17 protein-coding genes and 1 pseudogene are annotated in these 26,654 nt (G+C 72.6%); 7 read left to right on the top strand and 11 right to left on the bottom strand.

From position 1 onward, the window contains the following. Nucleotides 1-99 precede the first annotated feature (99 nt). Nucleotides 100-1,107 (top strand): DUF389 domain-containing protein, encoded by a 1,008-nt coding sequence (locus FXF50_RS09815; RefSeq protein WP_148426901.1) that lies wholly within the window; start codon nucleotides 100-102, stop codon nucleotides 1,105-1,107. Between the two features lie 549 nt (nucleotides 1,108-1,656). Here the strand turns inward: FXF50_RS09815 and FXF50_RS09810 are convergent. Then, nucleotides 1,657-4,143 (bottom strand): Tex family protein, encoded by a 2,487-nt coding sequence (locus tag FXF50_RS09810; RefSeq protein WP_187399597.1) that lies wholly within the window; start codon nucleotides 4,141-4,143, stop codon nucleotides 1,657-1,659. Between the two features lie 154 nt (nucleotides 4,144-4,297). Here FXF50_RS09810 and FXF50_RS09805 point away from each other — a divergent pair, with 154 nt between their 5' ends. Then, nucleotides 4,298-5,809: a deoxyguanosinetriphosphate triphosphohydrolase family protein gene (locus tag FXF50_RS09805; protein WP_148426900.1), complete on the top strand. Its 1,512-nt coding sequence runs from the start codon at nucleotides 4,298-4,300 to the stop codon at nucleotides 5,807-5,809. Between the two features lies 1 nt (nucleotide 5,810). Here the strand turns inward: FXF50_RS09805 and FXF50_RS09800 are convergent, their stop codons facing one another. The 8 genes and pseudogenes from FXF50_RS09800 to FXF50_RS09765 all read right to left on the bottom strand — a co-directional run bounded on the left by FXF50_RS09800 (nucleotide 5,811) and on the right by FXF50_RS09765 (nucleotide 13,485). After that, a complete protein-coding gene (locus FXF50_RS09800) occupies nucleotides 5,811-6,455 on the bottom strand; it encodes a NeuD/PglB/VioB family sugar acetyltransferase (protein ID WP_148426899.1) in 645 nt (214 codons plus the stop codon). Continuing rightward, nucleotides 6,452-7,096, bottom strand: a complete 645-nt coding sequence (locus FXF50_RS09795) for a sugar transferase (protein ID WP_148426898.1) — start codon at nucleotides 7,094-7,096, stop codon at nucleotides 6,452-6,454. The genes FXF50_RS09800 and FXF50_RS09795 overlap by 4 nt, the downstream gene beginning before the upstream one ends. Nucleotides 7,097-7,157: 61 nt before the next feature. Continuing rightward, complete coding sequence (locus FXF50_RS09790) at nucleotides 7,158-8,303, bottom strand: MBL fold metallo-hydrolase (RefSeq protein ID WP_148426897.1); 1,146 nt, start codon at nucleotides 8,301-8,303, stop codon at nucleotides 7,158-7,160. Between the two features lie 245 nt (nucleotides 8,304-8,548). Next, a pseudogene (locus tag FXF50_RS09785) lies at nucleotides 8,549-8,710 on the bottom strand (SDR family NAD(P)-dependent oxidoreductase); the annotation flags it as partial. An 11-nt stretch (nucleotides 8,711-8,721) separates the two neighbouring features. Continuing rightward, nucleotides 8,722-9,906, bottom strand: coding sequence for a zinc-dependent alcohol dehydrogenase (locus FXF50_RS09780; protein ID WP_148426896.1), 1,185 nt, complete (start codon nucleotides 9,904-9,906; stop codon nucleotides 8,722-8,724). 153 nt (nucleotides 9,907-10,059) lie between these two features. Further along, nucleotides 10,060-10,821, bottom strand: coding sequence for a succinate dehydrogenase/fumarate reductase iron-sulfur subunit (locus FXF50_RS09775; protein WP_091310398.1), 762 nt, complete (start codon nucleotides 10,819-10,821; stop codon nucleotides 10,060-10,062). Next, nucleotides 10,818-12,752 carry a fumarate reductase/succinate dehydrogenase flavoprotein subunit gene (locus tag FXF50_RS09770; protein WP_148426895.1) on the bottom strand — a complete coding sequence of 645 codons (1,935 nt, stop codon included), beginning with the start codon at nucleotides 12,750-12,752 and terminating at the stop codon, nucleotides 10,818-10,820. Before FXF50_RS09770 ends, FXF50_RS09775 begins: the two co-directional genes overlap by 4 nt. Before the next feature lies 1 nt (nucleotide 12,753). Continuing rightward, complete coding sequence (locus FXF50_RS09765; RefSeq protein ID WP_148426894.1) at nucleotides 12,754-13,485, bottom strand: succinate dehydrogenase cytochrome b subunit; 732 nt, start codon at nucleotides 13,483-13,485, stop codon at nucleotides 12,754-12,756. Nucleotides 13,486-13,514: 29 nt separating this feature from the next. On the opposite strand from FXF50_RS09765, the gene FXF50_RS09760 reads away from it, so the two are divergent. Together FXF50_RS09760 and FXF50_RS09755 are read left to right on the top strand one after the other, a co-directional pair. Beyond that, on the top strand, nucleotides 13,515-14,450 hold the full coding sequence (locus FXF50_RS09760) for a LysR family transcriptional regulator (RefSeq protein WP_187399603.1): 936 nt from the start codon (nucleotides 13,515-13,517) through the stop codon (nucleotides 14,448-14,450). A 418-nt stretch (nucleotides 14,451-14,868) separates the two neighbouring features. After that, nucleotides 14,869-15,975, top strand: coding sequence for a VCBS repeat-containing protein (locus tag FXF50_RS09755; protein WP_187399596.1), 1,107 nt, complete (start codon nucleotides 14,869-14,871; stop codon nucleotides 15,973-15,975). A 58-nt stretch (nucleotides 15,976-16,033) separates the two neighbouring features. Here the strand turns inward: FXF50_RS09755 and FXF50_RS09750 are convergent, their stop codons facing one another. Further along, nucleotides 16,034-19,429: a BTAD domain-containing putative transcriptional regulator gene (locus tag FXF50_RS09750; protein ID WP_148426891.1), complete on the bottom strand. Its 3,396-nt coding sequence runs from the start codon at nucleotides 19,427-19,429 to the stop codon at nucleotides 16,034-16,036. An 88-nt stretch (nucleotides 19,430-19,517) separates the two neighbouring features. Here FXF50_RS09750 and FXF50_RS09745 point away from each other — a divergent pair, with 88 nt between their 5' ends. Continuing rightward, the gene (locus FXF50_RS09745) at nucleotides 19,518-21,038 is read left to right on the top strand and encodes a VCBS repeat-containing protein (protein ID WP_148426890.1); all 1,521 of its coding nucleotides are present in this window, start codon (nucleotides 19,518-19,520) and stop codon (nucleotides 21,036-21,038) included. Between the two features lie 57 nt (nucleotides 21,039-21,095). Here the strand turns inward: FXF50_RS09745 and hrpA are convergent, their stop codons facing one another. After that, nucleotides 21,096-25,091, bottom strand: coding sequence for an ATP-dependent RNA helicase HrpA (gene hrpA / locus FXF50_RS09740; protein WP_148426889.1), 3,996 nt, complete (start codon nucleotides 25,089-25,091; stop codon nucleotides 21,096-21,098). A gap of 168 nt (nucleotides 25,092-25,259) precedes the next feature. Here hrpA and FXF50_RS09735 point away from each other — a divergent pair, with 168 nt between their 5' ends. Together FXF50_RS09735 and FXF50_RS09730 are read left to right on the top strand one after the other, a co-directional pair. After that, complete coding sequence (locus FXF50_RS09735) at nucleotides 25,260-25,730, top strand: cytidine deaminase (RefSeq protein ID WP_255509963.1); 471 nt, start codon at nucleotides 25,260-25,262, stop codon at nucleotides 25,728-25,730. An 87-nt stretch (nucleotides 25,731-25,817) separates the two neighbouring features. Next, the gene (locus tag FXF50_RS09730; protein ID WP_148426887.1) at nucleotides 25,818-26,648 is read left to right on the top strand and encodes a phytanoyl-CoA dioxygenase family protein; all 831 of its coding nucleotides are present in this window, start codon (nucleotides 25,818-25,820) and stop codon (nucleotides 26,646-26,648) included. Nucleotides 26,649-26,654: the final 6 nt, after the last annotated feature.

The raw sequence follows: 26,654 nt of genomic DNA, 5'->3' as shown, positions 1-26,654 counted from the left end.
CCGGCCCGGTGCGCGGGACGCTCCCCGCTGGATGGCGGGACGAGTAGAGTTCGGCGGCCGGCGGCGCTGGGCCGCCGGAGACGCAGGGGGAGGCGGTCGATGCTGCACCTGAGGGTGATCGCGCCCGCGGACCGGTCGAGCGCGGTGGCCGAGCTGCTGGCGGCTAATCCCGGGGTCACCCACCTCGTGGTGCTGGCCGGGGCCGCCCGCCAGCCGGCCGGTGACTACATCACCTGCGACGTGGTGCGGGAGAGCGCCGACGGCGTGCTGCGCCAACTCCAGGAGCTGGGCGTCGAGGCGCACGGGGCGATCGCCGCCGACGACGTGGAGCTGACCCTGTCCGCGGCGGCGGACCGGGCCGCGGAGGACGCCCCCGGGCACGGCGAGGACGCCGTGGTGTGGGACGAGATCGCCGCCAAGACCGGCGAGCAGACGGTGCTCACCGGCACCTTCCTGGCGCTGATCACCGTGGCCACGATGATCGCCGGCATCGGCGTGCTGCTCGACCAGCCCATCCTCATCGTCGGCGCGATGGTGGTCGGCCCGGAGTTCGGCCCGCTCGCCGCGCTCTGCGTGGCGCTGCTGCGCCGGCAGCCGCGCGTCATCGGCCGGTCGGTGCAGGCGCTGGTGGTCGGCTTCCTCGCCGCCATGCTGGTCACCGTGCTGAGCACCTGGGCGCTCACCGCCGCCGGGCTGGTCAGCCGGGACATGCTGCTGGCCGAGCGGCCGCTCACCGACTTCATCTGGCGCCCGGACGCGCTCTCCTGGGTCGTCGGATTGCTCGCCGGCGTCGCCGGCATGCTCTCGCTGACCTCGAAGAAGTCCGGCTCCCTGGTCGGCGTGCTCATCTCGGTGACCACCGTGCCGGCAGCGGCGAACGTGGCGGTCGCGGCGGCCTACGGCGTCTGGCCCGAGGCGGCCGGCTCCGCCCTCCAGCTCGTGATCAACCTGGCCGCCATCGTGCTGGCCGGCCTGCTCACCCTCATCGTGCAGCTCTGCTGGTGGCGACGGGTGGAGCGGCGGTCCACGCGGGGCGTGCCGCGGCAGCGGGCCGAGCGGCCGGCGCGGGTCAGCGCCAGTCGTCGCCCGCCTCGAGACGCGCGCTGAGCAGCGTCGCCAGGGGCGCCGACTCCCCGTCCCGGCCGCCCCGCCCGACCACGAGCGGCGGCGGGGCGGGCTCCGGGTCCGCGCCGAACAGCCGCGACCGCAGGCTCGGCGGCACGAGCGGACGCGCGGATCTTGGCGAGTTGCCGTTCGGAGTCGACGGCAGGTCGCCAAGATCAGACGAAGATGGGGCGTGCAGCCTCCTCCACAGCGCCTAACGATCTCCGGCCAGGCCGGTGTGCCGCACCGCATCTCCGGCAGGCCGAACCTCGCGGTCGGCCCGCCGCCAGCACGGGCGATCGCTCGGAATCCTGGACAGTTGGCGTTCGCTGCGAACGGAAACTGTCCAAGATCCGCAAAGCAGTGACCGCTGCGCGGCAGTTCCCGGCGCCGTCGCCTCGTGCGGGCAGGGGCGCGGCCGGCCTCAGTCGTCGGAGGACATCGGCCGTTCACGCCGGTCGGTGTCCTCATCGTGAGGCTGTCGAGCTGAGTCGGCGCTGGCGCCGTCCGGCCGAGTCGTCGGTGACGTCAGCTCGACAGCCCCCGGAGACCTCAGGCCAGCCCGGCGCGGCGCAGCGCGTCCGCCATGGCGCTGTTGGCCGGCGCGGGAGCCCCGTTGCCCCGGCCCGGCCGCTGCTGCGGCCCGCCGCGCGAGCCGCCACGCTGACCGCCCTCACCGCCGCGCTGACCGCCCTCACCGCGGCGCTGACCGCCACCCTGGCCGCGCTGCTCGCCACCGCGCTGACCGGCGCCGCCCTCGCCGCCACGCCGGCCGTCCCCGCGCTGACCGCCGCCCTGACCGCCGCGGTCGCGGCGCCCCTCGCCGCCCTGGGGGCGTCCGCCGCCGGCCGGGGCCTCGTCCTCCAGCCGCAGGGTCAGCGAGATGCGCTTGCGGGGCACGTCGACGTCGAGCACCCGGACCCGGACCACGTCGCCGGACTTCACCACGTCGCGCGGGTCCTTCACGAAGGTGTGCGACATGGCGGAGACGTGGACCAGGCCGTCCTGGTGCACGCCGACGTCGACGAACGCGCCGAACGCGGCCACGTTGGTGACGACGCCCTCCAGCACCATCCCCGGCGTCAGGTCGCTGATCTTCTCGACGCCCTCCACGAAGGTGGCGGTCCGGAACTCCGGGCGCGGGTCGCGGCCGGGCTTCTCCAGCTCGGCGAGGATGTCGGTGACGGTGGGCAGGCCGAACGTGTCGTCGACGAACTCGGTCGCCCGGAGCCCGCGCAGGATGGTCGACTTCCCGATGAGCGCGCGCAGGTCCTGCCCGGTGTGGGCGAGGATCCGCCGCACCACCGGGTACGACTCGGGGTGCACGCTGGAGGAGTCGAGCGGGTCGTCGCCGCCCGGGATCCGCAGGAAGCCGGCGCACTGCTCGAACGCCTTCGGCCCGAGCCGGGGCACCTTCTTCAGTTCGGCCCGGGTGCGGAACGGCCCGTTGGCGTCACGGTGCAGCACGATGTTCTCGGCCAGCCCGGCGCCGATGCCGGAGACCCGGGTGAGCAGCGGGGCGGAGGCGGTGTTGACGTCGACGCCGACGGCGTTGACGCAGTCCTCCACCACCGCGTCGAGGGAGCGGGAGAGCTTCACCTCCGACAGGTCGTGCTGGTACTGCCCGACGCCGATCGAGCGCGGGTCGATCTTCACCAGCTCGGCCAGGGGGTCCTGGAGGCGGCGGGCGATGGAGACCGCGCCCCGCAGCGAGACGTCCAGCCCGGGCAGCTCCTGCGAGGCGTACGCGGACGCGGAGTAGACCGACGCGCCGGCCTCGGAGACCACCACCTTGGTCAGCTTCAGCTCCGGATGCCGCTTGATCAGGTCACCGGCGAGCTTGTCGGTCTCCCGGCTGGCCGTGCCGTTGCCGATGGCGACCAGCTCGACGCCGTGCGCCGCGGCCAGGGTCGCCAGGGTGTGCACGGAGGCGTCCCACTGCCGGCGCGGCTCGTGCGGGTAGATCGTGTCGGTGGCGACGACCTTGCCGGTGGCGTCGACCACGGCCACCTTCACGCCGGTTCGCAGCCCCGGGTCGAGGCCCATGGTGGGGCGGGCGCCGGCCGGCGCGGCCAGCAGCAGGTCGCGCAGGTTGGTGGCGAAGACCCGGACGGCCTCCTCCTCGGCCGCCTGCCAGAGCCGCATCCGCAGGTCGGCGCCGAGGTGGATGAGGATCCGGGTACGCCAGGCCCAGCGCACCGTGTCGGTGAGCCAGCGGTCGGCCGGCCGCCCCTGGTCGGCGATCCCGAACCGGCCGGCGACGGCCGCCTCGTAGCGGGTGGGGCCGGTGGCCACGGCGTCGGAGTCGCCGTCGGCCTCCGGGTCCATGGTCAGGTCGAGCACGCCCTCCTTCTCGCCCCGGAACATGGCGAGGATCCGGTGCGAGGGCAGCTTCGGGTACGGCTCGGCGAAGTCGAAGTAGTCGGCGAACTTGGCGCCGGCGGTCTCCTGACCCTCGCGTACCCGGGAGACCAGCCGGCCCCGCGACCACATCTGCTCGCGCAGCGTGCCGATGAGGTCGGCGTCCTCGGCGAAGCGCTCGATGAGGATGGCCCGGGCCCCGTCGAGCGCGGCGGCGGCGTCGGCCACCCCCTTGTCGGCGTCGACGTAGCCGGCGGCCGTGTCGCGGGGGTCCCGCGCCGGGTCGGCCAGCAGCGTGTCGGCGAGGGGCTCCAGCCCGGCCTCGCGGGCGATCTGGGCCCGGGTCCGCCGCTTGGGCTTGTAGGGCAGGTAGATGTCCTCCAGGCGCGACTTCGAGTCGGCCGCCATGATCTGCGCTTCCAGGGCCTCGTCGAGCTTGCCCTGGCCGCGGATGGACTCCAGCACGGCGGCGCGCCGCTCGTCCAGCTCGCGCAGGTAGCGCAGCCGCTCCTCCAGGGTGCGCAGTTGCGCGTCGTCGAGCAGGCCGGTGGCCTCCTTGCGGTAGCGGGCGATGAACGGCACGGTGGCGCCGCCGTCGAGCAGCTCCACGGCCGCCCGCACCTGACGTTCGGCGACGCCGAGTTCCTCGGCGATCCGCTGGTGCACAGACTGGGTCACGATCTGATCCGCCTTCTCCGGTGGGTTCGGCAGCCATTGTGCCGGTGGCGCCACGGCCGGGCGCGCGGCACCCGGCGGACCCCATCCGGCACAGCGGTCCCAGGGGTGGACAGGTGCATCGCGACCGGCGGCACGCTGCGCTAGCGTGGCGATCATGGAACAACCTGCGGACCCGCGGGCACGGCGGCTCTTCGGCGGCAGCGCCCGGGCCCTCGGTGACCTCGCCGTCAGCCCGTTCCGGGCCGACCGGGACCGCATCGTGGCGTCACCCTTCTTCGCCCGGCTCAACGGGGTGACCCAGGTGATCAGCCCGGGCGGCTCGGGGCTGCTCGTGCACAACCGGCTCACCCACAGCCTCAAGGTGGCGCAGGTGGCGCGGGCGATCGCCGAGCGGTTGACCGCCGACCCGGCGCACCGCGACCTGCTGGAGAAGCTGGGCGGCTGCGACCCGGACGTGGTGGAGGCCGCCGCGCTCGCCCACGACCTCGGCCACCCGCCGTTCGGGCACCTGGGGGAGCGGGTGCTGGACCGGCTGGCCCGGCAGCGGCTGGGCCTGCCCGACGGCTTCGAGGGCAACGCCCAGTCGTACCGGATCGTGACCAGCACGGAGATCCGCGGCGCGGCGACCACCGGCCTGGACCTGACCGCGGCGGTCCGGGCGGCGATGCTGAAGTACCCGTGGACCCGGCTGGACCATCCGGACCCGCACCCGCGGCACCTGGACCCGGCGCCGCGCGGCGCGGCCGCCCCGCCGGAGGACGCGGAGAGCGGGTCGGCGAAGTTCGGCGCGTACCGGACCGAGGTCGACGACCTGCGGCAGGCGCGGGAGCCGTTCGCCGGCCGGATCCCGGACTGGCAGCAGACCCCGGAGGCGTCGATCATGGACACCGCCGACGACATCGCGTACGCCATCCACGACGTGGAGGACTTCTACCGGGTCGGGGTGCTCCAGCAGGGCGCGGTGGCCGCCGAGCTGATGGCCTGGCAGCGCGAGTGCGGGCACTTCCGGGCGATCACCTCCTCGGCGTTGGCCGAGGCCGGCCGGCGGCCCGGGGCGGCGATCGAGCGGCTGCGCCGCCAGCTGCACCGCAAGGACGCCTGGATCGCCGACGACGAGGCGTTCGCCGCCGCCGTCGAGCACGTCCGCGAGGAGTTGGTGGAGGGGCTGCTGGCGCTGCCCTTCGACGGCTCGATCGAGGCCGAGCAGTACGTGGCCCGGTTCTCCGCGCGCTGGTCCACCCGGTTCGTGGAGGCCATCACGGTGACCCCGGAGCCGGACGTCCGCTCGGGGCACGTGCTGCTGGCCCGGCCGCAGTGGCACGAGGTGCAGGTGCTCAAGTTCGTCCACCACCGGTTCGTGCTGGCCCGCCCGGACCTGGCCCTGCACCAGCGCGGCCAGGCGCGGCTGCTCGGCACCCTCGTGGAGGCGCTCTGGGAGTGGCTGCTCGACCCGGAGGAGGAGTCCCGGCTGCCCCGCCGGCTGCACGACCTGGTCGAGCTGGCCGAGGCGGAGCTGCACCCGCGTACCCCGGACCGGATCGGCCGGGCCCGGGGGCGGGCGATCGTCGACTTCGTCGCGCAGCTCACCGACGGGCAGGCGGTGGCCATGCTGGACGCGCTCTCCGGCCGTTCGGGCGCCCTCTGGACGGACGCCTTCGTGCTCTGAGTCAGCGGGCCGGCACGCCCTTGACCACGGTGTCGGGCGGCACGTCGCGCACCACGCAGGCGCCCGCGCCGACGGTCGCGCCGGCGCCGACGCGCAGCCCGGGCAGGACCACGGCCCCCGCGCCGACCAGCGCGGCGTCGTCCAGGCGGCAGTCGCCGGAGACGGCGGCGAGCGGGTGCAGCGACACGTGGTCGCCGACCACGCAGTCGTGCGCGAGGGTGGCGTTCTGGTTGACGTGCAGGTGCCGGCCGGCGGTGACGTTGGTGGTGATCCGGCCGCCGGCGAACACCACGAGGCCCTCGGCCGCGACCAGGTCGGCCCCCACGGTGGCGTCCGGGTGCACGAGGCTGGCCGCGGGCAGGCCGAGCGCGTCCACCCGCGCGCCGACGGTCCGCCGGACCCGGGGATCGCCCAGGCCGAGCACGACGTGGGTCTGCGGGGGCAGGTGGCCGAGCGCCGCGAGCGTCCCGAGGTACGGCGTGCCGCCCGCCTCGGCCCGCTTGCGGTTGCGTTCCGAGGGGTTGTCGTCGACGAAGCCCACGAGCCGCCAGGGCGGCCGGGCGGCGGCGTCGTTGACCGCCGCCACCAGTTGGGCGATCTCCCGGCCGTGGCCGCCGCAGCCGACGACCACGAGGTCGAGGCTCACCGGGCGCCGCTGCCGGCGGTCGCCGGGACCGGCTGCTCCGCGACGGCACGGCCGCGGAACTCGGGCGCGGTGGCGCTGCCCGGCGCGCTGATGCCCTGCCGGCGCAGCACGGCCACCGCCGTACGGGCCAGGATGCGCAGGTCGAGCAGGAGGCCGCCGTGGTCGACGTAGCGGATGTCGTGGGCGAACTTCTCGTCCCAGTCGAGCGCGTTGCGCCCGTTGACCTGGGCCAGCCCGGTGAGCCCGGGCCGGACCTCGTGGCGGCGGAACTGCTCCGGGGTGTAGCGGAAGCGGTAGCTGGTCGGCAGCGGACGCGGCCCGACCAGGCTCATGTCGCCACGGACGATGTTCCAGAGGCTCGGTAGCTCGTCCAGGCTGGTGTCCCGCAGCCAGCGGCCCAGCGGGGTCAGCCGCAGCGCGTCGTCGGCGGTGGAGAAGCCGCCGGCGCCGGGCGCCATGGACCGGAACTTCAGGATGGTGAACTCGCGGCCGTGGCGACCGATCCGCGCCTGCCGGAACAGCACCGGCCGGCCCATGGTGAGCAGCACCGCGACCGCCACCGCGGCCAGGACGGGCGCCGCCACGAGCAGCGCGACCAGGGCCACGGTGAGGTCGACGGCCCGCTTGATGGCATCATTCACGCGGACAGAGTAGACAAATGTGCCCTCGAATGACTGCTTGTCCGGTTTTTTCGGGCGCGTGTCACGCGACGGCCTGCCACCATCCGTCCACGGCCGGCGGCTCGTCCACCACCACCCGCTCGCCGGGGCGCGGCACGGCCAGCCGGACGTCCCGGGCCTTCGCCTCGGCCCAGAGCCGGTCCACCGGCTCGGACCAGTCGTGCAGGGCCAGGTTGAAGGTGGCCCAGTGCACCGGGACGAACAGCCCGCCGCGCAGGTCGAGGTGGGCGGCGACCGCCTCCTCGGGGAACATGTGGATGGTCGGCCAGGCCCGGTCGTACGCGCCGATCTGCATGAGCGTGACGTCGAACGGGCCGTGCTCCGCGCCGATCTCGGCGTAGCCGTCGAAGTAGCCCGAGTCGCCCGTGTAGAAGACCTTCCGCTGTGCCCCGGCGACCACCCAGGAGCTCCAGAGCGTGCCGTCGCGGCGCAGCCCCCGCCCGGAGAAGTGCTGGGCGGCGGTGGCGGTGAGCGTCAGCCCGCCCACCCGGTGGCTCTCCGACCAGTCCAGCTCGACGATCCGGTCCTCCGGCACGCCCCACCGGTCCAGGTGGGCGCCGACGCCGAGGGGCACGAGGAACGGCGCGGACTGGTGTTCGAGCAGCCCGCGTACGGTCTCCATGTCCAGGTGGTCGTAGTGGTCGTGCGAGATGAGGATGGCGTCGAGCCGGGGCAGCTCGTCGAGGCGCACCGGGGGCTCGTGGATGCGGCGCGGGCCGACCAGCGCGGACGGGGAGCAGCGGTCGCTCCAGACCGGGTCGAGCAGCACCCGGTGCCCCTCGATCTCGACGAGCGTGGAGGCGTGGCCGTACCAGACGACGCTCAGCTCGCGGGCCGGATCGGCCGGGGCGGGGTCGGCGGGGCGCAGCAGCGGCACGGCGCTGTCCGGTCGCCGCTTCTGCTTGCCGAAGATCAGCTCCTTGACCAGGTTGCGGCCCGGGTCGGCGACCATCGTGCTGCGGGTGCCCGACGGGTTGTGGAAGGTGCCGTCGCGGAAGCGCGGCGAGCGGGCCGCCCGCTCCGCGCGGGCACCGGTGAGCCGGCCGCCGAGCTGCGCGGGCACGTCCCGCGCCGCCCAGGCCAGCCCGGCGACCGCGGCCAGCCCCGCCATCCGCCACAGCCGCCCGCCGGCTGCCCGCTCCAGTGCCTGGTCGTCCGGTTCCCGCATGGTCCGTCCCTCCGCCGTGTCCCGCAGTACACGGTAGCCATCCGCCCGCCACCCCGCGCAGGCGACGAGGCAGGGCAGGCGGATCCGGCGGCGCGGGCCCGGGCAGCGGAGCCGACGAGGCAGGGCAGGCGGATCCGGCGGCGCGGGCCCGGGCAGCGGAGCCGACGAGGCAGGGCAGGCGGATCCGGCGGCGCGGGCCCGGGCAGCGGAGCCGACGCGCACGCACGGCTCAGCGCCGCGGTGACGTCCACCGGTACGGCCAGCACGTCGGCGCCGGCCGCCCGGCACTCGTCGCGTACCTCGGCCAGGGTGGCGGGGGAGCGGGCCGCGAGGACCAGGCGGTCCCCGCGGCCGGCGAACTCCCGGGCCGCCGCCCGGCCGATCCCGCTGGTCGCGCCGGTGATCACCACCGTCCGGCTCACGGTTCGAGCACGACCTTGACGCAGCCGTCCTGCTTCTTCTGGAACATCTCGTACGCCTGCGGCGCCCGCGCCAGGGGCAGCCGGTGGGTCCGCAGGTCCTCGACGCCGAGCGGGTCGTCGTCGCCGGCAAGCAGCGGCATGATCTCGTCGATCCAGTGCTTCACGTGGCACTGCCCCATGCGCAGCTGGACGCCCCGGTCGAACATCTCCATGAGCGGCATCGGGTCCTGCTCGCCGCCGTACACGCCGGAGACCGACACGGTGCCGCCGCGCCGGACCGCCTTGAGCGCGGCGTGCAGGACCACGAGGCGGTCCACACCGGCCTTGTCGGTCATGGTCTGGGCCAGCTTGTTCGGCAGCAGCCCGGCGGCGGCCTGGGCGACCTTGCCCAGCGGCGCCCCGTGCGCCTCCATGCCGACCGCGTCGATCACCGCGTCCGGGCCGCGCCCGTCGACCAGGTCGATCAGCGCGCCGGGCACGTCGTCCAGCTCGCTGACGTCGAGCACCTCGATGCCGTGCCGGCGGGCCATCTCCAGCCGCTCCGGCACCAGGTCCAGCCCGATCACCCGGCCGGCGCCGAGGTGCCGCCCGATCCGGGCGCTGAACTGCCCGACCGGGCCGAGGCCGAACACGGCCAGGGTGCCGCCGGGCGGGGTGTCCGCGTACTTCACGGCCTGCCAGGCGGTGGGCAGGATGTCGGAGAGGTAGAGCCAGCGCTCGTCGGGGCCGGTCTCCGGGATCTTGACGGGGCCGAACTGGGCCTGCGGCACCCGCAGGTACTCGGCCTGCCCGCCGGGGACCGAGCCGTAGAGCGAGGTGTAGCCGAACAGCGCGGCGCCCTTGCCCTGGCTGGTCACCTGGGTGGTCTCGCACTGGGCGTAGAGCTGGCGGTCGCACATCCAGCACGAGCCGCAGGCGATGTTGAAGGGGACGACCACCCGGTCGCCGGGCTTCAGGCCGGTCACCCCGGGGCCGACCTCCTCGACGACGCCCATGGGCTCGTGGCCGAGGACGTCACCGGGCTTCAGGTACGGCCCGAGCACCTCGTACAGGTGCAGGTCGGAGCCGCAGATGGCGGTCGAGGTGACCCGGATGACCGCGTCGGTCGGCTCCTCGATCCGTGGGTCCGGTACGTCCTCGACGCGGACGTCACGCTTGCCGTGCCAGGTCAGTGCCTTCATGCCTGAATGTCCCCTCTCGGTGCCGTCCGTCGGACTGCTACCCGCGGGGGAGGGCCTGAACCGGCGGGGCACCTCGCGTACCCCAGGAGAAAGGGCGACCGCCGCGCCCCGGTGCGGGGCGCGGCGGTCGGGGTGGCTCGACGGTCGGGGGGGTCAGGAGCCCGGGGTGCCGGCGCGCTTGGACGTCGCCTTGAGGTAGTCCCGGTTGAGCCGGCCGATGGTGTTCAGCGGGATGCCCTTCGGGCAGGCCGCCGCGCACTCGCCGATGTTGGTGCAGCCGCCGAAGCCGGCCTCGTCGTGCGCGTCCACCATGCCGATCACCCGGGTGTACCGCTCGGGCTGGCCCTGCGGCAGCAGCGAGAGCTGGGTGATCTTGGCGGCGGTGAACAGCATTCCGGAGCCGTTCGGGCAGGCCGCCACGCAGGCGCCGCAGCCGATGCAGGCGGCCGAGGAGAACGCGGCGTCCGCGTCGGCCTTGGCCACCGGCGTGGAGTGCGCCTCGGGCGCGCTGCCGGTCGGCGCGGTGATGTACCCACCGGCGGAGATGATCTTGTCGAAGGCGTTCCGGTCGACCACCAGGTCCTTGACCACCGGGAAGGCCCGGGCCCGCCACGGCTCGATGTCGATCGTGTCGCCGTCGGAGAACTGCCGCATGTGCAGCTGGCACGCCGTGGTGCCGCGCTGCGGGCCGTGCGCCTCGCCGTTGATCATGAGGCTGCACATGCCGCAGATGCCCTCGCGGCAGTCGTGGTCGAACGCGACCGGCTCGTCGCCGTCGAGGATCAGCCGCTCGTTGAGCACGTCGAGCATCTCCAGGAAGGACATGTCCGGGGACACGTCCTGCACCTGGTAGGTCACCATCTGACCCTTGTCCTCGGGGCCCTTCTGGCGCCAGATGCGCAGGGTCAGGTTCACTTGTAGCTCCGCTGCGTGGGGTGGACGTATTCGAAGGTCAGGTCTTCCTTGTGCAGCACGGGAAGGCCGGTGCCGGTGTACTCCCAGGCCGCCACGTAGGAGAACCGGTCGTCGTCGCGCTGCGCCTCGCCGTCGGGGGTCTGGTGCTCGGCCCGGAAGTGGCCGCCGCAGGACTCCTCGCGGTGCAGGGCGTCGATGCACATGAGCTCGGCCAGCTCGAAGAAGTCGGCCACCCGGCCGGCCTTCTCCAGCGACTGGTTGAGCCCCTCGCCGTCGCCCGGGACGCGGACCCGCTGCCAGAACTCGTCGCGCAGCGTGCGGATCTCGTCGATCGCCTTGCGCAGCCCGGCCTCGGAGCGCTCCATGCCGCAGTGCTCCCACATGATCTGGCCCAGCTCCCGGTGGAACGAGTCCACCGTCCGGTCGCCGTTGACGGCCAGCAGCCGCTGGATCCGGTCCTCGACCTCGGTCCGCGCCGCGACCGCCTCGGGGTGGCTGCCGTCGACCTTCTCCAGCGGGCCGGACGCCAGGTAGTTGGCGATGGTGTTCGGCAGCACGAAGTAGCCGTCGGCCAGGCCCTGCATCAGCGCCGAGGCGCCGAGCCGGTTGGCGCCGTGGTCGGAGAAGTTCGCCTCGCCGATCACGAACAGGCCCGGGATGGTCGACTGGAGGTCGTAGTCGACCCAGAGTCCGCCCATCGTGTAGTGCACGGCGGGGTAGATCCGCATGGGGACCTCGTACGGGTCCTCGCCGGTGATCCGCTCGTACATCTCGAAGAGGTTGCCGTACTTCGCCTCGATGGCCTTGCGGCCGAGTCGGTTGATGGCGTCGGCGAAGTCGAGGTAGACGCCGAGCCCGCCGGGGCCGACGCCGCGGCCCTCGTCGCAGACGTTCTTCGCGGCGCGGGAGGCGATGTCCCGGGGGACCAGGTTGCCGAAGGAGGGGTAGATCCGCTCCAGGTAGTAGTCCCGCTCGTCCTCGGGGATGTCCCGCGGGCTGCGGTCGTCGCCCTTGGCCTTGGGCACCCACACCCGGCCGTCGTTGCGCAGCGACTCGCTCATCAGGGTCAGCTTCGACTGGTGGTCGCCGGAGACCGGGATGCAGGTCGGGTGGATCTGCGTGTAGCAGGGGTTCGCGAAGTACGCGCCCTTGCGGTGCGCCCGCCAGGAGGCGGTGACGTTGCAGCCCTTGGCGTTCGTGGAGAGGTAGAAGACGTTGCCGTAGCCGCCGGAGGCGAGCACGACGGCGTCGGCCATCTCGGTGCTGATCTCGCCGGTCACCAGGTCGCGGACCACGATGCCGCGGGCCCGGCCGTCGACGATCACCAGTTCGAGCATCTCGTGCCGGGCGTTCATCTCCACGTTGCCCAGGCCGATCTGCCGCTCCAGGGCCTGGTACGCGCCGAGCAGCAGCTGCTGGCCCGTCTGGCCCCGGGCGTAGAAGGTGCGCTGCACCTGCGCGCCGCCGAAGGAGCGGGTGTCGAGCAGGCCGCCGTACTCGCGGGCGAACGGGACGCCCTGGGCCACGCACTGGTCGATGATGTTGACCGAGACCTCGGCCAGCCGGTGCACGTTCGACTCCCGCGAGCGGAAGTCGCCGCCCTTCACGGTGTCGTAGAAGAGGCGGTGCACCGAGTCGCCGTCGTTGCGGTAGTTCTTGGCGGCGTTGATGCCGCCCTGCGCGGCGATCGAGTGGGCCCGGCGCGGGCTGTCCTGGTAGCAGTAGGACTTCACCTGGTAGCCCTGCTCGGCCAGGGTCGCCGCGGCCGAGCCGCCGGCCAGGCCGGTGCCCACCACGATCACGGTCAGCTTCCGCCGGTTCGCCGGGTTGACCAGCTTCATCTCGAACCGGTGGCGGTCCCAGCGGGTCTCGATGGGGCCGTCGGGAGCCTTGGTGTCGGCGATCGGGTCGCCGTTGGTGTAGAGATCCATGTCAGGCCACCAATCCGGTGAGTACGGCGAACGGGACCACCAGGTAGCCGGCGCAGAGCGCGACGGCGAAGACCAGGGCCGCGGCGCGCGCCCGGCGCTCGCCCTTGGGGGTCTGCTGGCCGAGGCTGCGGAACGCGCTGAAGGCGCCGTGCCGCAGGTGGAAGCCGAGCGTGACGATCGCCAGGGTGTAGAAGAGCGTGACGTACCAGCGGTCCGCCGCGAAGTCCTGGACCACGTTGCCGTACGGGTTGGCCGCGTCGCCCTGCGGGTTCAGGTGACCCGTGGTCAGGTCCAGGAGGTGGTAGATCACGAAGAGCAGGATGATCACACCACCCCAGCGCATCGTGCGGGCCGCGTAGTTGACGTGGATCTTCCGGCGGTGCGCGTACTGGACCGGGCGGGCGGCCCGGGCGCGCCGGGCCAGCACGGTGGCCGAGACGATGTGCGCGAGCACGGCCACCGTGAGCACGGTGCGCTGGATCCACAGGTACCAGGTCGACGGCAGCAGCGGCGTGCCGATCTCGCGCAGCCAGTGCGCGTAGTGGTCGAACGAGGTCTCACCCGTGAAGATCTTCAGGTTGCCGAGCATGTGCGCGACCAGGAACAGCACCAGGATGATGCCCGTCACCGCCATGACGGCCTTGAGGCCGACGTTGGAGCGGATGGGCGACCGAGTTTTCGTGATTACCACGCGACCGACGCTAGGAGCAGTTCGATCAGGCGTCCAATGCATCGACTTCGCAGTCTTGATAGCCATAGGCTATACAGATGCAGCTCCATCAGCTCCGGTACTTCGTCGCGGTCGCAGAAGTACGACATTTCACCCAAGCTGCCGATCTGGTGGGCATCACCCAGCCCTCGCTCAGTAAGCAAATTCACGCCCTGGAGACCGACCTGGGGGCCCCGCTCTTCGAACGGGTAAGGGGCAACATCGCCCTCACCGCGGCCGGCGAGGTGCTGCTGCCGCTGGCCAAGCGGATCCTCGCCGACGTCGACACCGCCACCCGGGAGGTGCAGGAACTGGTCGGGCTGCGCCGGGGCCGCGTCCGGCTCGGCGCCACGCCCAGCCTGGCCACCTCGCTGGCGCCCCCGGTGCTGCGCCGGTTCCGCGACGCCCACCCCACCGTCGACCTGCGCGTCGAGGAGGGCGGTTCGCAGGATCTCGTCCGCGACCTGCTCCGCGGCGACCTCGACCTGGCGCTGATCATCGAGCCCTCCACCGGCACCGACCCCGGGCTGCGCGCCGACCCGATTCTGCGGGAGAGCCTGGTGGTCGCCTCGGTCGACCCGCTGCCGGCCGCCGACGAGCGGGGCGAGGTGCGCATCACCGACCTGCGCGACCAGCCCCTGGTGATGTTCCGCCAGGGCTACGACCTGCGCGACGCCACCCTCCAGGCGTGCCGGGAGGCCGGCTTCGAGCCGACCCTGTCGGTGGACGGCGGGGAGCTGGACGCCGTGCTCAGCTTCGTCGAGGCCGGGCTCGGCGCGGCCCTGGTGCCCGGCATCGCGGTCACCCGCCGGCCGGGCATCCGGGTCACCCGGCTCGCCCCGCCCGGCGTGCGCCGGACCATCGCGGTGGCCCGCCGCCGTGACGTGGTGCCCACCCACGCCGGCCGCGAGCTGCGCCGCATCCTGCTGGAGTACGTCCACGACGCCACCGCCGCCGACCAGCTGCCGGCCGGCGTGGAGCCGCTCTAGTCACATCCGGGTTCATGAGGCGCTGCCGGTACGGGTTTGGTCCGGTCGGCCGCGCTTCAGCTGCCCTCCAGGAGCGTGCCGCAGCCTCTGACGCACGAGCCCGTCCGGTGGGACAGGGCGGTAGTTGGAGGGTGTCGCGCGAATGAACCTCAGCCTGTCGAGAATGGCGCTGCTCTGCGCCACGGTCGTCCTCAGCACGGCCGTCCCCCAAGGTGCACCGGCGTGGGCCGTGGACGGCGCCGAGCAGCCGGATCTGCCACCGGCGCTGGCCCCGGTCACCGCGGTCTACGAGACCGTCCCGTGCGATCCCGCCGGCCCCACGGCGACCGATGCGGCGGTGGCCAGCCGGTTGAATCCGCAGCTGACGTCGGACATGCGCAACAACCTGACCGCGTACCGCGTCTCCTGCGCGCGGGAGGTGGTCGAGGCGGTGCGGGAGCGCGGTCTGGCCCAGCGCGCCGGGGTGATCGCGATCGCCACCGTGCTGGTCGAGTCCCGTCTGCAGAACGTCAGCACCGAGGTGGACCACACCAGCCTCGGCCTGTTCCAGCAGCAGGAGTGGTGGGGGACGCGCGCCCAGCGGCTCGACCCGGCCTACGCCACGAACGCCTTCCTCAGCGCCATGCAGCGGGAGTACCCGAACGGCAGCTGGGCCACCGCGCCGATCGGCGAGGTCTGCCAGGCGGTGCAAGTGTCCGCCTATCCCGACCGGTATCAGCCGATGGCGCCGGACGCCCAGCTCCTCGTCGACGCCCTCTGGGATGCCGCAGGCGGCCGCACCGAGGACATTCCGGTGTCGGGGGACTGGAACAACGACGGGGTGGACACGGTGGGGGTGTACCGGCCGTCGACGTCGACGTTCTATCTGCGGGATGTCAACAGTGGGGCGGCGACGCGGGAGTTCAAGTTCGGTAGCGGGTCGTCCGGTGACATTCCGGTGGCCGGTGACTGGAACAACGACGGTTTCGACAGTGTCGGGGTGTTCCGGCCGGGTAACTCGACGTGGTATCTGACCAACGGCACGTCGACGGCCACGAACAACACCGATTACGAGTTCAAGTTCGGTAGCGGGTCGTCCGGTGACATTCCGGTGGCCGGTGACTGGAACAACAACGGTTTCGACAGTGTCGGGGTGTTCCGGCCGGGTAACTCGACGTGGTATCTGACCAACGGCACGTCGACGGCCACGAACAACACCCATTACGAGTTCGTGTTCGGTCATGGCGGGTCCGGCGATCAGCCGGTGGCCGGTGACTGGAACAAGGACGGTTTCGACAGTGTCGGGGTGTTCCGGCCGGGTAACTCGACGTGGTATTTGACCAACGGCACGTCGACGGCCACGAACAACACCGATGCGGAGTTCGTGTTCGGTAACGGCGCGTCCGGTGACGTGGCGGTGCCGGGTGACTGGAACAAGGACGGCATCGACACCCCGGGGGTGCGCCGGCCGGGTAACAACACCGTCTACCTGCGCAACGCCAACAGCGGCGGCGCCACCGACGCCGAGTTCATCTACGGCATCTGAACACCAGCACACGTGACGGCGGGGCCCGGACACCACCCGGGCCCCGCCCGCACGCCGGTCAGGCCACCGGGACCAGGTTGCCGATCCGCGCCTCGAGGGCGTCGCACTCGCGCCTCCGGTCGGGCAGGTGGGTCGTCCGCAGCAGGTCGCGGAGAGCCGTGCAGTGCTGCGCGGCGTCCTCCGCCTCACCCCGCTGGAGCGCCGCCTTGGCCAGCACGATGAGGGCATCGCTGTGCAGGGCCCCGTAGGACTTGCGGACGGCGATGTCCAGCGCGTCCGCCGCCGTACGACCGGCCTCCTCGGCGGCACCGCTCGACAGCATGGTGTCGGCCAGGCCGATGCCCGCCTGGCATTCGAAGTACGGGAAGCCGTGGCTCCGGCTGATCGTCAGGCTCTCGGTGAACCGGGCCCGGGCTTCGTCGAGCGCGCGGCTGCCCAGCAGGGCGTAGCCGAGCGTGTTGAGGACGCCTGCCTCGGCCCGCAGGTTGCGCAGCTGCCGGGTGAGCCGCAGCGCCTCGGTGGCGTTGCGCACCGCGGACACCCACTCGTTCAGCTGGCGGTCGAGGTGACTCAGTTCGTCCAGGACGGACAACTCGTTCAAGGTGGATCCGGTGTGACGGTAGTGCTCGAGGGCGGCCTCGAAGTGGGTGCGTGCGGCCTCGAAGTCCTCCAGTTGCCGGAACACCATCGCCAGGTTGTGCCGGTTCGCCATCGCCGAGGGGAGGCGCGCCGACTTCTCGTTGAGTCGTTGCGCCGCCGTCAGGTATCCCACCGCCTCCAACAGTTGTCCGCGCTCGTGGCACAGGGTGCCCAGGTCGTTGAACGTCACCGCCCGGATGTGGTCGAAGTCCGAGCTCGTCCCGAGGTCGAGAGCCCGCCGGTAGAGCTCCTGCGCCTCGTCGACGTGGCCCAGCTCGGCTTGGACGAGACCGAGATTGTGGGACAGGTACGCCTCACCGACGAGCCAGCCGCTGCGGTGTGCCGCCGCGATGCCACGACGGTAGGCCGCGACGGCGAGGTCATGCTTCCCGGCGGCCCAGTGTGCCTGACCGATGGTCTGGTGCATGGCCGCCTGGGCGCGGATGTCGCCCTCGGCCTCCGCGGCGGCCAGCCCGGCGGTCCCACTCGCCAGCCAGGCAACCGCGTCTCCCGAGACGAAGAAGTAGCCGCGCAGCTGGTCGGCCAGCTCCCAGGCTCGCGCGGGGTGCCCGTTGACCGGGGCGGCCTCGATGGCCGCCACGAGGTTCCCCGCCTCCTCGTGCAGCCATGCCGTGGCGGCGTCGACATCGCGGAAGTCGGTTCCGGTCGGGTCGACGTCGACCGGCAGCCGCACCATGCCGGGGTAGACCAGGGTCATGGCGGCCGCCGTCCGGCTCAGGTACCACTCGTAGAGACGGCCCAGAGCCGCTGTTCGTTCCGCCGGCGCCTGCTGGGTCTCACCAGCCCGGAGCGCGTACAGACGCAGCAGGTCGTGGTACCGGTAGCGGCTTGCTCCGCTGGATTGGAGCAGGTTCTCCGCGACGAGGTGATCCAGCGCCGGGCCGACGACCCGCTGCTCGGCCCCGAGCAGCGCGGCGACCGCGGCGACCGAGACGCTCTCCCCGGGGATGAGCGCGGCCGCCCGGAAGACCTCGGCCACAGTCGCGGGCAGGTCGCGGTAGCTGATCGCGAAGCTGCTCGTCACGGTGCTGTCGCCCAGCCTCAGCTGTTCGAGCCGGGACCTCTCGTCGGCGAGCTGCCGCAGGGTGTCGGCGATCGTGCTCTCCCGGCGGCCCGCCAACCGGCCGGCCATCAGCCGTACCGCGATCGGCAGCCGCCCACACGCGTCGACCAGCGCCTCGGCATCCTTGCCCTCGGCGTCCATCCGGGCCGCTCCCAGCTTCGCCCGCAGCAGGCCCAGCGCCTCGTCCGGTGCGAAGACCGGCAGCAGCATACGAACCGCGCCGTCCAGCTCCTCGCACTGGTTGCGACTCGTGACCAGGACCGCGCTGCCACCGGGACCGGGCAGCAGCGGGCGGACCTGGGCGGCGTTGCGCGCGTTGTCGAGCACGATCAGGACCCGTCGGTCGTTGAGCATGCTGCGGTAGAGCGCGCCGGCCTCGTCCGCGTCCCCGGGAATGGCGCGGACCTCGACGCCGAGCGCCCGCAGCAGCCGGGCGAGCGCATACGCGACCGCGACCGGCCGGTCGTCTCCGCGGAGGTCGATGTAGAGCTGCCCGTCCGGGAAGTCCCGGCGGACGCCCCGGGCCGCCTTGAGCGCGAGGCTGGTCTTGCCCACACCGGCCATGCCGGCGACCACGCAGACGACCGGGGCGTCTCCGCCGGGATAGCGCAGCGCCCGCTCGAGCCGCCGCAGTTCGCCGGCGCGACCGCAGAAGTCCGGCGGAGGCGCGGGCGCCTGCCAGGGCGTCACACCGCCGGCCGCGGACGGCACGCCGTGCTGCCGGCCGGCGGGACCCGTGAGAATGGCCTGCCGGGCCTCGACGAGCTCGGTGCCCGGATCGATGCCGAGCTCGTCGGCGAGCCGGTGGCGGATACCCTCGAAGGCTTCGATCGCGGCGGCCTGCTGCCCGGCCGCGGTGAGCGCGACCACCAGGCGGGCGTGCAGCGACTCGTGCCACGGATGCCGCGCCGCCAGCCAGCGCAGCAGCGGAAGGACCTGCCGTTCGTGGCGTAGCGCCTCCCCGAGGCGCGCCAACCGGACCGTGACCTCCACGCGTTCCTCGGCGAGCGCCGTGACCAGGGGATCGCCGACGAGTTCCGGCACGTCCTCGGCGGCGTCGCCGCGCCACCGGCTCAGAGCGTCGAGAAGCAGGTCGAAGGCACGCTGGGGTGGCAGGGCCGGCGCACCCGCCTGGACGAGGCGGGACCGGTACCGCACCAGGTCGAGCTGGTCGGCGTCGACCTGAAGCTGGTAGCCCCCCGACACCAGCGCCACCATCGGCGGCCGGTCCGGCTGCGACTTCGGCTCCAGCAGGCGACGGAGCCGGCTGACGTGTGTCTGCACCACGTTCGCGGCCGACGGCGGCGGGCGGTCCCCCCACAACAGGTGGATCAGCTCGTCGCGGCTGACCGGCCGGTTCGGGGTCAGCGCGAGCCGTGCCAGCACGACCCGGTGCCGTCCGGCATTCAGCGGCACGGGCTGACCCGCGCGCGTGACCAGGAGCGGGCCCAGCACCGAGAGCTGTGCCGGACCGGCGGCGTCGACGTGCTGCCGCTGCGGCGGTCGCGCCGGCCGCGTGATCCGCGCGCGCTCGTCGTCGGGAAGGCCCAACGCGTCCGCGAGCGCCTGTAGTGAACGCGCGCGGGGTCGCCCGCTGCGCCCCTGCTCGAGATCCCGTACCAGGCCGACGCTGACCCCGGCCCGTTCCGCGAGATCCGCCTGGGTCAGGCCTCTGTCCATCCGGGCGCTCCGTACCAGCTCACCGACGCTGTCACGCCTCTGATCGTCCATGACCGACTACTCCCCGTGCCGAAAGATCGTCAGCCTAGAGCCGGCACGGCCGATTTTCCAGCGGTCAGTACGGGGTCGACTACGGGAGTTGACCCTCCAGCCGGGCGTCAGCCGCACTCCTCAGACTTCCGGCAGACGCGGCCAGAGCCGCCGTCACAACGGGAGGAAGCACATGCACTCATTCGCTCGACGGGGCGGCCGGCTGGCCCGCCGGTCCCTGGTGCCGCTCGCTGTGCTGGTCGCAGCCACGGCGATGACGCCGGCGATGGCATCGGCCGTGCCGCACACGTCGGCCGGCTCGGTGGTGTCGACCACCGAGGAGGTGCCGGGAGACCCGGCGCTGCCCGCCTACCCGGGACTCACGTCCCAGCCGGGACAGTCCCTCGCCTCCGTCACGACCACGCCCTTGCGGTGTGACGACAACGGCGCCGACAAGACCGTGCGCCGTTCGGAAGCGATCACCCGGGCGCGGAGCTGGCTCAGCGTCGGTGGTGTCCCCTACAGCCAGGAGCGGTGCTACCGGAACCAGTACGGTGACTACCGCACCGACTGCTCCGGCTTCGTCTCGATGGCGTGGGGTCTCGGCGGCCTCGGGGACAGCTTCTGGACCGGCAACCTGCACGAGCGGTCCTATCCGATCGCCCGCAGCGAACTCAAGCCGGGTGACGCCCTGCTGCGGCACACCGGAAACCGCGACGAGAACCACGTCGCCCTCTTCGTCAAGTGGGCCGATGCCGCTCACACCAAGCCCACGGTCATCGAGCAGACGGGCAGCAGCGACACGATCGAGCGCGACTGGTCAGCCGACTACGCCGGCTACTACACCCCGGTCCGCTACGACAACATCGCCGAGGACGTGTCGGCGGAGGACATTCCGGTGTCGGGGGACTGGAACAACGACGGGGTGGACACGGTGGGGGTGTACCGGCCGTCGACGTCGACGTTCTATCTGCGGGATGTCAACAGTGGGGCGGCGACGCGGGAGTTCAAGTTCGGTAGCGGGTCGTCCGGTGACATTCCGGTGGCCGGTGACTGGAACAACGACGGTTTCGACAGTGTCGGGGTGTTCCGGCCGGGTAACTCGACGTGGTATCTGACCAACGGCACGTCGACGGCCACGAACAACACCGATTACGAGTTCAAGTTCGGTAGCGGGTCGTCCGGTGACATTCCGGTGGCCGGTGACTGGAACAACAACGGTTTCGACAGTGTCGGGGTGTTCCGGCCGGGTAACTCGACGTGGTATCTGACCAACGGCACGTCGACGGCCACGAACAACACCCATTACGAGTTCGTGTTCGGTCATGGCGGGTCCGGCGATCAGCCGGTGGCCGGTGACTGGAACAAGGACGGTTTCGACAGTGTCGGGGTGTTCCGGCCGGGTAACTCGACGTGGTATTTGACCAACGGCACGTCGACGGCCACGAACAACACCGATGCGGAGTTCGTGTTCGGTAACGGCGCGTCCGGTGACGTGGCGGTGCCGGGTGACTGGAACAAGGACGGCATCGACACCCCGGGGGTGCGCCGGCCGGGTAACAACACCGTCTACCTGCGCAACGCCAACAGCGGCGGCGCCACCGACGCCGAGTTCATCTACGGCATCTGAACACCAGCACACGTGACGGCGGGGCCCGGACACCACCCGGGCCCCGCCCGCACGCCGTCAGCGGCCCTCGGCCTCGTCCATGGCGCGGTAGATGCGCTGCTCCGACACGGGGTACGGGGTGCCGAGCGCCTGGGCGAAGACGTTCACCCGCAGCTCCTCGATCATCCAGCGGATCTGCCGGGCCGCCGTGGACTGCCGCTTCGCGGGCGGCAGCGCGGCGAGCAGGTCCTGGTACTCCTTCTGCACCACGGCGATCCGGTCCTGCTGCTGCTTGTCCCGCTGCGGGTTGCCGGGCAGCCGGTCCAGCCGGCGCTCGATCGCGGTCAGGTAGCGCAGCAGGTCGGGCAGGCGGGCGTACCCGGCCTCGGTGATGAAGCCCTTGTGCACCAGGCCGCCGAGCTGGTTGCGGATGTCGGCCAGGGCGGCCACCACGGCCAGGTTGCGGGTGGCGCCGAGCCGCTGCTCCACCGCGTACGCGGCGGCCAGCACCTGGCGGACCCGGCCCATCACCTCGACCACGGTGTCGACCAGGTCGGCGCGCACCCGGTCACGCAGCGCCGCGAAGCCCTCGGCGTCCCAGGCCGGGCCGCCCGCGTCCGCCATGAGCTTGTCGATGGCCGCGCCCGCGGCGTCCTCGATGAGCGCCGGCACCCCGCCGTGCGGGTTGCGGGACAGCGCCAGCTTGGCCTCGTTGCTCAGCCGCCCCTGGAGGAACTTCGCCGGGGAGGGCACGGTCAGCCGGAGCAGCCGCCGGGTGCCGGCCCAGTGCGCGGCCTCCTGCTCGGCGGGGGAGTCGAACACCTTCACCCCGACGGTCGTGCCCTCGTCGACCAGGGCCGGGTACGCGGTCACCGCGTACCCGGCGCGGACCTGCTCGATGGTGCGCGGCAGGGTGCCGATGTCCCACCCGGTCAGCCCGGTCCGGGCCACGTCGGGCGCGGCGGCGGCGACGACCTGGCGTACCTCCTGGCGCAGCTCGCGTTGCAGGGCCGGCAGGTCCTTGCCCTCGGCGACCGGCTTGTCGTCCTCGCCGAGCACCCGGAAGGTGACCCGCAGGTGCGGCGGCAGCTTACTGACGTCCCAGGCGTCCGGCGGCACGGTCACCCCGGTCATCCGGCGCAGCTGCCGGGTGAGCGCGTCGAGCAGCGGCTCCTCGCCGGCCGGCATCTGTGCGAGCGCCGCCCGGGCGTAGTCGGGCACCGGCACGAAGTTGCGCCGGATCGCCTTGGGCAGCGACCGGATCAGCGCGATGACCAGTTCCTCGCGCAGGCCGGGCACCTGCCAGTCGAAGCTCTCCGCGGGCACCTGGTTGAGCAGCGGCAGCGGGATGTCCACGATGACGCCGTCGGTCGGGGTGCCCGGGTCGAAGGTGTAGGTGAGCGGCAGGGCGACGCCGTCGGCCCGCCACTCGTCCGGGTAGTCGCTCTCGTCCACGCCGCCGCGCCCGGAGTTGATCAGCAGCTCACGGGTGAACGTCAGCAGCTCCGGCTGCTCCCGGCGGGTCTTCTTCCACCACGTGTCGAAGTGCCGGCCGGAGACCACGTCGGCGGGGATCCGCTGGTCGTAGAAGTGGAAGATCGTCTCGTCGTCGACGAGGATGTCCCGCCGCCGGGCCCGGTTCTCCAGCTCCTCCACCTCGGTCAGCAGCCGCTGGTTGTCCCGCCAGAACTGGTGGTGGGTCTGCCAGTCGCCCTCCACGAGGGCGTGCCGGATGAACAGCTCCCGGCTCAACGCCGGGTCGATCCGGCCGAAATTGACCTTGCGGGAGGTGACGATCGGGATGCCGTACAGGCTGACCTTCTCGTAGGCCATCACGGCGGCCTGCTTCTTCTCCCAGTGCGGCTCGCTGTAGCTGCGCTTGACCAGGTGCTGGGCGAGCGGCTCGACCCACTCCGGCTCGACCCGGCCGGCCACCCGGCCCCAGAGCCGGGAGGTCTCCACCAGCTCGGCGGCCATGACCCAGCGCGGCGGCTTCTTGAACAGCGCGGAGCCCGGGAAGATCGCGAACTTCGCCCCGCGCGCGCCCAGGTACTCGTGCTTCTGCGCGTCCTTGAGCCCCAGGTGGGAGAGCAGGCCGGGCAGCAGGGACTGGTGCACCTTCGGGGTGTCGATCTCCTCCGGCAGGTCCGCGCCGCCGCCGCGCCGGCCCTCCCCCTTGTCCGAGGTACGCAGCACCTGGCGAAGCTGGCTGACGATGTCCTGCCACTCGCGTACCCGCAGGTAGTTCAGGTACTCGGCCTTGCACATCCGCCGGAAGGCGCTGGAGGACAGCTCCCGCTGCTGCTCGCGGAGGTAGCGCCACAGGTTCAGGTACGCGACGAAGTCCGATTCCCGGTCGGCGAACCGGGCGTGCGCCTGGTCGGCCTGGGCCTGCTTGTCGGCGGGTCGCTCGCGGGGGTCCTGGATGGAGAGCGCGGCGGCGATCACGATGACCTCGGTGGCGCAGCCGTTGCGCTCGCCCTCCAGGACCATCCGGGCCAGCCGCGGGTCGACCGGGAGCTGGGCCAGCCGCCGGCCGAGCGCCGTGAGCCGCTTCGCCGGGTCGGTCTCGGCCGGGTTCAGCGCGCCCAGCTCGTGCAGCAGGTTCACGCCGTCGGTGACGTTGCGCCGGTCCGGCGGGTCGATGAACGGGAACGCGCCGATGTCGCCCAGGCCGATCGAGGTCATCTGGAGGATGACCGAGGCCAGGTTGGTGCGCAGGATCTCCGGGTCGGTGAACTCGGGCCGGCTGTCGAAGTCCTGCTCGTCGTAGAGCCGGATGCAGATGCCGTCCGAGGTGCGGCCGCAGCGGCCCTTGCGCTGGTTGGCGCTCGCCTGCGACACCGGCTCGATGGGCAGCCGCTGCACCTTGAGCCGGCTGGAGTAGCGGGAGATCCGGGCCGTGCCCGGGTCCACCACGTACTTGATGCCGGGGACGGTCAGCGAGGTCTCCGCGACGTTGGTGGCGAGCACCACCCGGCGCCCGGCGTGCGGGGCGAAGACGCGGTGCTGCTCGGCCGTGGAGAGCCGGGCGTAGAGCGGCAGGATCTCGGTGCCGAGCAGCGAGCGCCTCTTCTGCACCAGCTTGCCGAGCGCGTCGGCGGTGTCCCGGATCTCCCGCTCGCCGCTGAGGAACACCAGGATGTCGCCGGGCCCCTCGGCGGCCAGTTCCTCGACCGCGTCGCCGATGGCCTGAATCTGGTCCCGGACGTTCTCCTCGTCGGCCTCGTCCTCCTCCTCGGCCTCGGTGACCTCGACCAGCGGCCGGTAGCGCACCTCCACGGGGTAGGTCCGCCCGGACACCTCGACGACCGGCGCGGGGTTGCCCTCGGCGTCGGCGAAGTGCTTCGCGAACCGGTCGGTCTCGATGGTCGCCGAGGTGATGACCACCTTGAGGTCGGGGCGGCGGGGCAGCAGCTGCCGGAGGTAGCCGAGGATGAAGTCGATGTTGAGGCTGCGCTCGTGCGCCTCGTCGATGATCAGCGTGTCGTACTGGCGCAGCATCCGGTCGGTCTGCAACTCGGCCAGCAGGATGCCGTCGGTCATCAGCTTGACCAGGCTGTTGTCGCCGACCTGGTCGGTGAAGCGCACCTTGTAGCCGACCACGTCGCCCAGCTCGGTGCCCAGCTCCTCGGCGATCCGGTCCGCCACCGTCCGCGCGGCGAGCCGGCGGGGCTGGGTGTGGCCGATCAGCCCGGTGACGCCGCGGCCCAGCTCCAGGCAGATCTTGGGCAGCTGGGTGGTCTTGCCGGACCCGGTCTCGCCGGCCACGATCACCACCTGGTGGTCGCGGATGGCGGCGGCGATGTCGTCCTTGCGCTCGCTGACCGGCAGCTGCGCCGGATAGGTGACCGTCGGCACGGCGGCCCGCCGGGCGGCCAGCCGCGCCTCGGCCCGGGCCACGTCGGCCGCGATCTCGGCCAGCGCCGACTCCCGTCGCTGCGGGTCGCGCAGCTTCCGTACCCCGTCCAGCCGGCGCTGGAGCCGGCGCTGGTCGCGGAACATGAGGGCGGAGAGACGGCGGTGCAGGTCGCGGACGGTCTCGGGTACGGCGGGTGCGGCTGGATTCTGCATCTCGTCGCCAAGGATAGGCAGCAGCGCGGCGCAGCGCCCCCGGGTTACCGGGCGGCCGCCGCCGGGCCGGGTTGCCGCGGCCACCCCCCCGCGCGCCCTCCCGGGTGGGGGCGGGTGGTCCGGCTAGAGTTTCCGCCGAGGCGAGGTCGACGACGGGGACGGATGATCATGCGGGACACCGACCGGGCGCTGGTGCAGGCCGCCACCGCTGTCGCGAAGCTGCGCTGTCGCAGCGAGAACCACACCGTCGCCGCCGCCGCGCGGACCACCGACGGCCGGGTCTTCACCGGCGTGAACGTCTACCACTTCACCGGCGGCCCGTGCGCCGAGGTGGTGGCCATCGGCGCCGCCGCCACCCAGGGCGCCGGCGACCTGGAGACCATCGTGGCGGTGGGGGACCGGGGTCGGGGCGTCATCCCGCCCTGCGGCCGGTGCCGGCAGGTGCTCCTCGACTACTTCCCGTCGATCCGGGTGATCGTCGGGCCGCCGGACGCGCTGCGCACGGTGCCGGTGACCGACCTGCTGCCCGAGACGTACGTCTGGGCGGACCACCAGGTCGAGGTCCCGGCCGGGCCGCCGCGCACCGGCGTGTGGCCCATGCCGGTGGTGCCGGGCAGCCGCCAGGCCGCCGAGGACTGACAACCCTTCGCAGGAGTGGTTCGGACCCTCTTGCGAGCCTTCTACAACGTTGTAATACTCGGGTCGTCCGCCGGACGAGGAGGCCCGATGACATCGGACGTGCGTGAGGACGAGACCCCGGTCGAGGCCCTCGGCGACCTCTACCGCGACGGCATCACCGCGTGCCGTGCCGCCTTCGGAGTCGACTGGGTCGAACGGGTGGACGAGGACATCCACGCCGCGTTCCGGGAGGCCCGGTCCCGGCCCGACGGCGCCGTCGGCCGCGGCCCCGAGCGGTGGTACGTCGAGATCCACCCCGAGCGGCTGCGCGGCTTCGTCGACCTGGTCACCCACCCGTGGGTGGTGTCGGTGTGCCGCGCGGTGCTCGGCCCCGAGTACGAGATCGTCGAGCTGGGTTTCGACATCCCGTTCCCCGGCGCGAAGACGCAGCCGTGGCACCGGGACTTCCCCATGCCCGAGGAGACGCGCCTGCGGCGCCGGCTCACCTCGCTGGCGTTCAACCTGACCACCGTCGACACGGTGGAGGAAATGGGACCGTTCGAGATCGCCCCGGGCACCCAGTGGGACGACGGCCGCGACTTCGACCACGAGATGTTCCCCCCGAAGGACCGGTACCCCCGCTACGAGGCCCGCGCGGTGCGCAAGTACCCGAAGCGCGGCGACATCTCGGCGCGCTCCGCGCTCACCATCCACCGCGGCACCCCGAACGTCAGCGACCTCGCCCGGCCCGTGCTGGTGCTCGGCGTCGACGCGCCCGGCGCGGGCAACGCCGCCCACCACGACATGGCGGTGACCCGGGACTACTGGGCCGGCCTGCCGGACGAGGTCCGGGCGCACCTGCGCTGCCCGGTGGTCGACACCCTCGTGCCGATCCGCCAGAAGCACACCATCGAGGGCCTGGTGATGGGCGCGGAGTGAGGCGGG

Source organism: Micromonospora sp. AP08, from assembly GCF_008085935.1.
Taxonomy (GTDB): domain Bacteria; phylum Actinomycetota; class Actinomycetes; order Mycobacteriales; family Micromonosporaceae; genus Micromonospora; species Micromonospora chersina.
This window is presented reverse-complemented; position numbering and strand designations above follow the sequence as displayed.

Coding starts and splice junctions, on each gene's coding strand:
- FXF50_RS09815 (WP_148426901.1), top strand. CDS start 100: ATGCTGCACCTGAGGGTGATCGCGCCCGCGGACCGGTCGAGCGCGGTG.
- FXF50_RS09805 (WP_148426900.1), top strand. CDS start 4,298: ATGGAACAACCTGCGGACCCGCGGGCACGGCGGCTCTTCGGCGGCAGC.
- FXF50_RS09790 (WP_148426897.1), bottom strand. CDS start 8,303: ATGCGGGAACCGGACGACCAGGCACTGGAGCGGGCAGCCGGCGGGCGG.
- FXF50_RS09780 (WP_148426896.1), bottom strand. CDS start 9,906: ATGAAGGCACTGACCTGGCACGGCAAGCGTGACGTCCGCGTCGAGGAC.
- FXF50_RS09770 (WP_148426895.1), bottom strand. CDS start 12,752: ATGGATCTCTACACCAACGGCGACCCGATCGCCGACACCAAGGCTCCC.
- FXF50_RS09765 (WP_148426894.1), bottom strand. CDS start 13,485: ATGCATTGGACGCCTGATCGAACTGCTCCTAGCGTCGGTCGCGTGGTA.
- FXF50_RS09750 (WP_148426891.1), bottom strand. CDS start 19,429: ATGGACGATCAGAGGCGTGACAGCGTCGGTGAGCTGGTACGGAGCGCC.
- hrpA (WP_148426889.1), bottom strand. CDS start 25,091: ATGCAGAATCCAGCCGCACCCGCCGTACCCGAGACCGTCCGCGACCTG.
- FXF50_RS09735 (WP_255509963.1), top strand. CDS start 25,260: ATGCGGGACACCGACCGGGCGCTGGTGCAGGCCGCCACCGCTGTCGCG.
- FXF50_RS09730 (WP_148426887.1), top strand. CDS start 25,818: ATGACATCGGACGTGCGTGAGGACGAGACCCCGGTCGAGGCCCTCGGC.